Raw genomic sequence first — 9,099 nt, 5'->3', positions numbered from 1 at the left:
GCCTTCAGATGGAATGGCTTTTATCTCACAATGCTTAACCCGAACTCAGGTTATTGTAGTATTGAGGTGCAGTACTCCAAAGTTAGGTGCTAAAAATTAGGAGTATAAATCACCGATTTAATAGTGCGATACCGATAGCGCAGCCTTAGTGAGCCGTCGAGCGTCATAGCCCGCCGCAGATATCGCAGTGAAATAGCTGTTTTTATTGAGAATTTATATTAACGTGAGTTCGACAGACCTCTCCCTCCCAGCCTCCCTCGCCTTTAAGGATACAGCTGGTGAATAGGGGGTAAGACCCCCTAATAAAGCTTAGAGCAGCAGGTCAGAAGATACAAAAAATAGAGTAACTTGTGGTATCTGTGTATGACACTGCATCCAAAAAATCAATGGGAAATACCAAAACAAACAGCACAAATAGCGCGTGCGTCATTAGACCTGCCTTGAAAATAGAGGCTGAAACAACGCAAAATCGTTCCAAGATCATTTTCATTGTTCCTTGTGAGCGCAGCTCATGGAGTCTCTTGCAAAAATATATTTTTGCACTCTTAGGGAAAAGGATGCATGTTAAAGGGAAAGGATTTTGAGTTTCTTTACCCTTTTTCCCTTACCCCAACTTTTGCAAGAAGTCTATTCCCAAAAGGGAATATGTACATGAAAATGTACGATGAATTAGGAGTGTTATACGCAGATAGAGAGTTTACCATCCTATTCCCAGCCAGATGCGGACAATCAGCAATGTCTCCAGGGAAACTGGCATTAATCACAGTCATGCAATTTGCCGAAGGGTTAACAGATAGACAAGCGGCAGATGCAGTAAGGAGTCGAATAGATTGGAAATATGGACTTGGTTTAGAGCTAACAGATTCAGATTTGACTGTAGTGTATTGAGCGAGTTTCGCAGTAGATTATGCGAGTATGGTTTTTGTAAATTCTGACGAACCGTCTTTCTTTGTTTGTCTTACAGCACCGGAATCTTAAAGCTTCTTGGCATTAGATAACTTTTAGGAATCACTGGCGCACAACCAGAAGTATTGAAGTGGTAGTATGTTCAAGAATACCTGGCGCTAGATTACCAACAGAATTGTATAATGTCTCTTGCTCCTTGGCGAAGTGCGATCGCTCATGCACTCCATCGCAACCGTAGCCTTGTTTATGCCCGTTACCTGCAACTAGCAACGCTACAAGCGAATGGTCGCCCCGCCAATCGTACCCTAGTCTTTCGCGGCTTTCTGGAAGATACAAACCAGCTAAAATTTATCACCGATAACCGTAGCGCCAAAGCCGATCAGATACAGCAACAACCTTGGGTAGAAGTTTGCTGGTACTTCCCCAATACACGAGAACAATTTCGCATCACTGGTTGTTTGACCCTGATAAGCAGTAATGATTCTGACCAGGTTTTACAGCCAGCCCGGATCGCCATGTGGCAAGAATTAAGTGATGCGGCGCGTTTACAGTTTGCTTGGCCGCATCCTGGTAAACCCAGAGTTCATACCCCAGAGGCTTTTGCACCACCAGCACCCGAACCTATGCAGCCAGTGCCTAATTTTTGTCTACTGCTACTCGATCCGGTGCAGGTCGATCATTTAGAATTACGCGGTGAACCACAAAATAGAAGGTTTTACCAGCGTGATGAAAATCAAGAGTGGTTTTGTGAAGAAATTAATCCTTGAACAATCTTTTCAAATTAAGGAAGAATCTCGACAACTGTACCTTTTTGTACCCATTGATATAGTTCATCTACATCTTTGTTTTTCAGGGAAGGACAACCCAAAGTCCAATTATAGCGATCGCTAATCATGTTATCTCTGCCCACAGGGACACCATGTATCCCAACTTCGCCCCCAATAGGAATATGCCAAGGTAACTTACCACTAGCTTTTGCCTGAAAATACTTTCGCCAAGATCGGGGATTGGGATAGTCAAGCCATAGGAACTTCGACCATTGTGGGTGAGGATAAAGGTCTTTGATTTGCAGAATACCTTCTGGAGTTTTGCTGTCACCCTCTGCTTGTTTGTCGCCAATGGGGTTAGTACCAAAAACTACAGGGTAAGACTTGAGTGGTTTTAGGTCATAGTACAGGGTTAGTCTGTGTCTAGATTTTTCAATTAAAAGAGAAATTTTTTTATTGTTATTGGCTGTAGAAACTAATTGCTCAAGGGGTTGGTCGTAATTCAATAATTCGTCTTCGGCTAAGGGAGTATGAAGTTGTGGTTCAGGCTGACAATATTGAAAACACAATACCTGAGTAATTTGCCCCACAGGCATTATCAATCCTAGCCGAACTAATAGTAAATAGAATAAAGAGCCACTTATCAGCACTAGAAGAATTATTAGTATCTTCTGACGATGCAAATGAGTTTTGCTGGGTGGCTCTTTTGTCATTGCCTCAGATTTGTTGCAGCTAAATAGAATTAGACAAAAGTGCAGATTAATTCTTTAAATACCTGCACCATCTAGAAACTCCTGTATTGCCTTATCTTTAAGGCTGCACACAGGAGCGTCTTGGGATAAATCAGCTTGGTTAGAAGCTACACAACCTACTAACACAGGGGTTTTGTCTGAAGAACTGTTGCGCTGAAGAGTTTGTATTTGTTCTTCCAACGCTTCAATCCGGTCTACTAAAGCACGAATTACTTGAGCTTCTGAATCTGGTAAGTTATTGTGTTCAAGAGGTGAAACCCGAACTCCAGAACGATACATAATGCGCCCAGGCACACCTACCACAGTACAGTCTGAAGGCACATCTCTTAAAACAACAGAACCAGCACCAATACGGACATTATTGCCAATTTGGATATTGCCCAGTACCTTCGCTCCCGCTCCGACTACGACGTTTTCACCCACAGTAGGATGACGTTTACCACATTCTTTACCAGTACCCCCAAGGGTGACACCTTGATAAATTAGAGCATAGTCTCCCACGATCGCAGTTTCACCAATTACTACACCCATCCCGTGGTCAATAAACACACTTTGCCCAATTGTTGCACCAGGGTGGATTTCAATTCCAGTCAAAAACCGAGCCAAGTGAGAAATCAGGCGCGGAATAAAGGGAAGACCAACACTATACAGCCAGTGAGCCAGCCTATGGAATAACAAGGCTTGCAAACCAGGGTAACAAAATAAAACTTCCAACCAGTTACGGGCAGCTGGGTCACGTTCAAATATGATACGAAAGTCAGCACGCAGTATAGATAGCACGAGATAGCACCCTCGGAAAGCACAACAAGCTACTCTCCCATATTATCCTCTCAGGTTACACCTAAAAATTGGGAATCAGAATTGGGGATTGGGTACAACAGGCTGAGGTGCAGAGGGGAAAAACTTACTACAACTTCTCCTCTACTCCCCATTCCCCAATTCACTGCTGCTCCACTTTTAGAGTATAATCACGCTTAACTCCAGGGTTAAATGTACCTACCCAAATCCGATATGTGCCCCTTTTCCAGTCGCGATCGCTAACGCTAGCATCTTTACTTTTGCCAGTGTCATCACCACAACGAATCGTAGTTTTATCTGGGCCTTGGATGATTAAAGTGGTGTCGTTGTTGTTGCTATCAACTTGGATTGTTAGCTGGGAAAAGTCTTTTTCCAAAACCATAATGTGATCTGGTTTAGAATCGGCAAAGCCAATACAGGCTTTTTGATCGCGATCGCGGTTACTTATGGCAGACAGTGAGTAAGAACCGCCTGTAAACCCCTGCACTGTTCCTTGTGATGAATCAAAGTTTGTTGATAAATTCAAAGTGGCAAAGTTTGCTGTCTGTGCTATCCCAGGGGTAGCTGTAATGGCGGTAAATATAATAGCCAACAGCCAACCGCCGCGAAACTGAAGTCGGGGGCAACAGTATTTCATAGTAGCCCTCCAACAGGCTTTTAAATTAGTGATGATATATACATATTCTAATGAAAAAAATCCAGTGAAATTTCAGTTGGGTGTGCCACATTCAAATGTGCCACAGTTAATGTTTTGGAAAGTTGACAGCTAATTGCTAGGTTGTTTCTGGATCTCGACAGTAGGCTTAAATCGCATCCGAGTGGGAAATTCTGGCAATCAAATTATTAGCTAGCAAATATTACATAAAACCTACGTAAATATGTTTAAGCAAGAAAGTACAGAAGGTAAAGGGTAAAGGTAAAAGAATTTTTTACCTTTATCTTCTGCACCTGAGCTTTTATGAAAATCTCACGAATTATGGAGTTTGAAGAAGACACCACCTTTGAGCGATCGCGTGTCAGTTCCATAACTACTGACTGTGAGCGATCGCAGGTTATTAAAAAATGGTTTACCTAAGACTTCCACTAGTTTGAGAACAGGTACTTGACGCTCTAACAAATTCTGGCTCTTTGTCCAGTCAAGATATATATAGCCTTGGTTTGGTAGGGGAATTGCCGCAATACTATCTTTGAAATTAGGATTGTCAATTATGGAATTATTCTTGGTTGTGAGAATTTCATCCATAGTCTCTAAGTCAGACGTGAAAATTTCGTAATTTCCTAAAGTTGTATGCAATGCCTGTACTTTTGTTTCAATGCTGAAAGATGCTCCTTCTTTGACATCGCTTTTTTTTGTAGCCGTGGTTAACTCTGTCCAAGCGGAGATTTTTTGCTGATCTATAGTCAGGGTATTGATGCTGAGTCCGTTGGATGAGGCGATCGCATCTAATCGAGCAATACCTTTTTCCACACCCTCGGATTTTTCTACTACAAAAATCCAATGAGGAGTTGTTTGCTCTTTCTCCGGTAACAATGCCATAGCATATTCTCCTTGTACCCAGCTAAAAATATCCTCTGGTAAGTTTATACCCCAGCGTTTTTGAACATCTGCCAAAGGTTTTGCTAACCGAGAAATCACATCTTCCCCAGAACCATATATAGTTGCTGTTGCTTGTTTCCAGAGTTTGGCTAAATCACTGTCAGCCAAATTACTCAAATTCGAGCCGGAAATTGCTAAACCTGCGGATGCTGGAACATATTGCAATGCTCCCACAGGTTTAGATAACGGTGCAGATGGAGGGACAATTTCCGATGAAGTCAAAAAGGTGGTTTCTGCCAGCAATCCTTTAGGATTTAACACCAAGGATATAATTTGGCTGTTATAAAGTTGTTCTGGTAACTCTAACCCTTGCCATTTTGCCACGATGGGAAGATTCAAGAAAGCTACAGCTAAACCCCCTTTGAGCTGTTCTTTGGTAGCTTTTTGGTAGTCGGGTGAGCTAGTTAAATTCAGATCGGGCGCTTGGACGTTATTGATAGCATCTCGTAGTACTTTCGGATCGTTGGCAAACAACACAAAGCCTTCACCGACAACAGCACCAGCAAGCAAGTCTTGTTCTGGCTGGGAATTGTCAGAAATCAGTTTTACACCTTTATATTGTTCAACAGCTAAGTTTGCACCAGCTAACGCTCGTTTAGAAAACAACAATTCCACAAACTCGCGGCTTTTCTCCGGTTGTTTGGTTGCTAATGCTAACAGATATCCTGGCTGCTGTCCGTTTTCTGGATCGCGATCAATATCTAAGGTGGTGATAGCTAATGTAATTTCGTCCCCTAACCAGGGTTGAATGTCTTGTTTGTAATCTATGCCACTCTTGGCAAATAAACTGGTTTTGAGTTTAGATAGCTCCTCTTCGCGCTCCAACGCCTGCAAACGGTCAGGATTTGTCAATAATGAAACCATTGCAGGGGACAGTTTCGATACGAATATGGCTGCACCAGGCCCAGACCTAGAACCAATGAGGTTAGCCGGACTTTTAGCGAAAAACCAGTAAAAGCCTGCGATCGCAATTACTAGCACTGCGATCGCCCCAGCTACGATAAAACCGATAAATGAACGTTGCCTATTCACATTAAACCTATTAAAAAAGACGGTTTACAGCCATTTAAGCAGAAAGCCTAGCAGAATTAATCAACCCTCTTGAGAATGGATGCTGATGTCAAGGCAGAAATTTTCTGTCACCATAAATAGTATTAGGACTATTTACAAAAACCTCATGACAGGGAACTCATGAATCAAATTAGTGTAGAAGAACTGGCGCAACGTCTTTCTTCTAGTGATGCAAGTATTCAGCTAGTAGATGTGCGTGAACCAGAAGAATTGGCGATCGCTAGCATTGAAGGCTTTGTCAACCTACCTTTAAGTCAATTTGCCGAATGGGGAGATCAAGTACCTACCCTCTTTAATCCCCAAGCTGAAACCCTGGTGTTATGCCATCATGGCATCCGCTCTGCCCAGATGTGCCAGTGGTTGATTGCCCAAGGTTTTACAAATGTGCAAAATATTTCGGGTGGTATTGATGCTTATTCCCTACTAGTAGACCCTTCAATTCCCCAATATTAGCTTTTTCAGATACATCACTCAGATGGAACTTACCCTTCCATCTGGCGTTTGCTATGCTAAAAGCAGAAGTACATCAACTTATAGGCTTGCTGGAAAGCTTAAAATTTGGGTATCAGGTACATCTGCACAAAACTTTTCGACTGTCCCAAATCACACTTCAGCATTAGCCCTTGCAAAAATATACGTATCTAATAATACTGTTGCAAGTAAAAATTTGTGCAAAAATACGGTTATAAAGAAGCATCGCGAGGGTACATTATGACTAGCAGCTTTTGCAAAAATAAAGTTGAGCTACTATTCTAACTTTACTCTTAAAAAATGCTCTATATATAACGTTTAAAAATACTTATCATAAGATAGTTGTCTAATTTGCTATCTTATCTTAATAAATTATTAAGATTCTCTGTTTTCGATTAAATCCACAAATTTTTTCAGAGTTTGATTAAAATTTGCCTTCAGCAAAACATACCTTATGGAAGTTCAGTTAACAAATCGACAACAGCATATACTTTGGGCAACGGTACGTCACTACATTGCAACGGCAGAGCCTGTTGGTTCAAAGGCTTTAGTTGAGGAGTACGATCTGGGCGTAAGCTCGGCGACAATTCGCAATGTAATGGGTGTTTTAGAAAAGTCTGGATTGCTCTACCAACCACATGCCTCTGCTGGACGTGTACCTTCAGATTCAGGTTATCGTATTTATGTTGACCAGCTAATTACACCTTCTCTGCGTTCGCGCAGCGTGTCGCAGACAGACGCTATGCGTAGCTTGCTTCCACAAAGTGGTACAGAAACTTTAGGGCGAGAAGTAGAAGTAGCACTGCAAAAGCATCTCCAGTGGGAAGATCGGAGTTTAGAAACTCTACTACAAGGAGCAGCGCAGATTTTAGCAACCTTAAGTGGTTGCATTAGCTTGATCACGATGCCGCAAACCACTACAGCGTTATTGCGACATCTACAATTAGTGCAAATTGAAGCCGGACGGATCATGCTGATTGTGGTGACAGATGGTTATGAGACACATTCTAAATTGATGGATTTGTCGCCAACACCAGAAGAAACCCAACGGGATTCAGAGGTAATTGATCGCGAGTTACAGATTGTTTCTAACTTTTTGAATACCCACTTACGGGGGCGAAGTCTGTTGGAATTAGCCAACCTCAACTGGAGCGAACTAGATCAGGAGTTCCAACGCTACGGAGAATTTTTGAAAAACTCAGTTGCCGAATTAACTCGTCGCACTCTTGCACCGACTGCAACCCAAATTATGGTTCGGGGTGTGTCAGAAGTTTTACGCCAGCCAGAATTTTCCCAGTTACAGCAGGTACAAACGATTATCCACCTGCTGGAGGAAGAACAAGACCAACTGTGGCGATTAATATTTGAAGAACCAGAACCAGAGGATGGTGGTAAACCAAAGGTAACGATTCGCATTGGCGCAGAAAATCCATTAGAACCGATACGTACCTGCACCTTAATTTCTTCTAACTATCGCCGAGGTTCTATACCCGTAGGAAGTGTGGGAGTTTTGGGGCCAACGCGCCTAGATTATGAAAGTGCGATCGCAGTAGTAGCATCTGCTGCTGATTATCTTTCAAAAGCTTTCAGCTATTTCAATCCTTAATTAGCGATTAATCTTTAGGAACAAGCCGCTACGCCTTTAGGCGAGCAAACAATACCATAGCAAGCAGATAGCCGTATTTATAACGGCAAAATCAATAATTAATACTACTTAAATCTTTCATGCTTAAAAAAATTGCCTTTGGTCTATTGTGGCTGGGATTTGTTGTCTATGCTTTTTTCCTCGCGCCTCCTGAGCAACCTGGTACATTCGAGTTAATTAAAAACCTTTCTATTGGGCAGTGGCAAGGCGTTAACCCGTTAGTCATAGCACTATTCAACCTCATGGGCATCTGGCCTCTTATTTACAGTGCAGTAATCTTTATTGATGGTAGAGGACAAAAAATACCTGCTTGGCTGTTTGCTACTGTCTCTTTCGGAGTTGGTGCTTTTGCCTTGTTGCCGTACTTAGCCTTTAGAGAACCAAATAATCAGTTTGTTGGTAAAAAGAATATATTGCTCAAATTACTAGATTCTCGTGTGACTGGTTTTGTATTGACAGTAGCCACGATTATTCTAGTTACCTACGGTATAAGAGGTGGAGATTGGAGCAATTTTGTGCAAGAGTGGCAAACTAACCGCTTCATCCATGTGATGAGTTTAGATTTTTGCTTACTCTGCTTATTATTTCCCACGTTGCTGGGGGATGATATGGCGCGTCGCGGTTGGAAAAATCCGCAGTTATTCTGGTTAATAGCCTTGATACCGCTATTTGGGCCATTGGTTTATTTATCTATGCGTCCACCTTTACAAGAAGTGGGTATAGAGTCCATATCCAAGCAGCCAGCAACGAATTAAAGAATAAAGTGCATTTTTCATAATCCAAAATCGTTCGACTGAGCGACTTGTGCCGAGCATCTCGACTTCGCTTGATGGAGCCGGAGTCGAGGTAAGCCGAAGTCTAAAATCCAAAGTGATATCACCCAAAGTCCCCGCTTTTTCAAAGGTTTGGGGATTTTCTGTGGGTGCGTAAATCCCAAGAGAAAGTTTTTTCTGAAAGTACTTTACAAAACGCAATAAATTATTTAAGATGTGTAACAGGTAGTCAAACCTACCTAATTCATCTGCAAATAATCGCATTTATAAAACAATGACAACAACCTTACAACAGCGCTCAAGCGCCAATGTATGGGAT

General features: G+C 42.1%; 9 protein-coding genes and 1 pseudogene. 5 read left to right on the top strand and 5 right to left on the bottom strand.

All coding sequences use genetic code 11. The features are described 5' to 3' along the window. Window positions 1-561: 561 nt before the first annotated feature. Window positions 562-920 (top strand): annotated as a pseudogene (locus tag RMY16_RS32645) (transposase); the annotation flags it as partial. A gap of 168 nt (window positions 921-1,088) precedes the next feature. Then, window positions 1,089-1,673: an Npun_F5749 family FMN-dependent PPOX-type flavoprotein gene (locus tag RMY16_RS32640; RefSeq protein ID WP_322739852.1), complete on the top strand. Its 585-nt coding sequence runs from the start codon at window positions 1,089-1,091 to the stop codon at window positions 1,671-1,673. Window positions 1,674-1,687: 14 nt separating this feature from the next. Here RMY16_RS32640 and RMY16_RS32635 read toward each other — a convergent pair whose 3' ends face one another. From RMY16_RS32635 to RMY16_RS32620, 4 genes are all read right to left on the bottom strand, one after another. Then, window positions 1,688-2,386, bottom strand: coding sequence for a L,D-transpeptidase (locus RMY16_RS32635; protein ID WP_322739851.1), 699 nt, complete (start codon window positions 2,384-2,386; stop codon window positions 1,688-1,690). A gap of 54 nt (window positions 2,387-2,440) precedes the next feature. Beyond that, window positions 2,441-3,205, bottom strand: a complete 765-nt coding sequence (cysE, locus tag RMY16_RS32630) for a serine O-acetyltransferase (RefSeq protein WP_322739850.1) — start codon at window positions 3,203-3,205, stop codon at window positions 2,441-2,443. A 160-nt stretch (window positions 3,206-3,365) separates the two neighbouring features. Then, the gene (locus RMY16_RS32625; RefSeq protein WP_322664856.1) at window positions 3,366-3,860 is read right to left on the bottom strand and encodes a hypothetical protein; all 495 of its coding nucleotides are present in this window, start codon (window positions 3,858-3,860) and stop codon (window positions 3,366-3,368) included. A gap of 330 nt (window positions 3,861-4,190) precedes the next feature. Further along, window positions 4,191-5,852: a DUF3352 domain-containing protein gene (locus tag RMY16_RS32620; protein WP_322739849.1), complete on the bottom strand. Its 1,662-nt coding sequence runs from the start codon at window positions 5,850-5,852 to the stop codon at window positions 4,191-4,193. 159 nt (window positions 5,853-6,011) lie between these two features. On the opposite strand from RMY16_RS32620, the gene RMY16_RS32615 reads away from it, so the two are divergent. The 3 genes from RMY16_RS32615 to RMY16_RS32605 all read left to right on the top strand — a co-directional run bounded on the left by RMY16_RS32615 (window position 6,012) and on the right by RMY16_RS32605 (window position 8,762). After that, window positions 6,012-6,344 (top strand): rhodanese-like domain-containing protein, encoded by a 333-nt coding sequence (locus tag RMY16_RS32615; protein WP_322664859.1) that lies wholly within the window; start codon window positions 6,012-6,014, stop codon window positions 6,342-6,344. 472 nt (window positions 6,345-6,816) lie between these two features. Further along, a complete protein-coding gene (locus RMY16_RS32610; protein WP_322739848.1) occupies window positions 6,817-7,968 on the top strand; it encodes a heat-inducible transcriptional repressor HrcA in 1,152 nt (383 codons plus the stop codon). Window positions 7,969-8,087: 119 nt separating this feature from the next. After that, the gene (locus RMY16_RS32605) at window positions 8,088-8,762 is read left to right on the top strand and encodes a DUF2834 domain-containing protein (RefSeq protein ID WP_322739847.1); all 675 of its coding nucleotides are present in this window, start codon (window positions 8,088-8,090) and stop codon (window positions 8,760-8,762) included. Here the strand turns inward: RMY16_RS32605 and RMY16_RS32600 are convergent. Next, window positions 8,712-9,044: a hypothetical protein gene (locus tag RMY16_RS32600; RefSeq protein WP_322739846.1), complete on the bottom strand. Its 333-nt coding sequence runs from the start codon at window positions 9,042-9,044 to the stop codon at window positions 8,712-8,714. The genes RMY16_RS32605 and RMY16_RS32600 overlap by 51 nt on opposite strands. Window positions 9,045-9,099: the final 55 nt, after the last annotated feature.

Source organism: Nostoc sp. DedQUE12b (assembly GCF_034530835.1).
GTDB lineage: Bacteria > Cyanobacteriota > Cyanobacteriia > Cyanobacteriales > Nostocaceae > Nostoc.
This window is presented reverse-complemented; position numbering and strand designations above follow the sequence as displayed.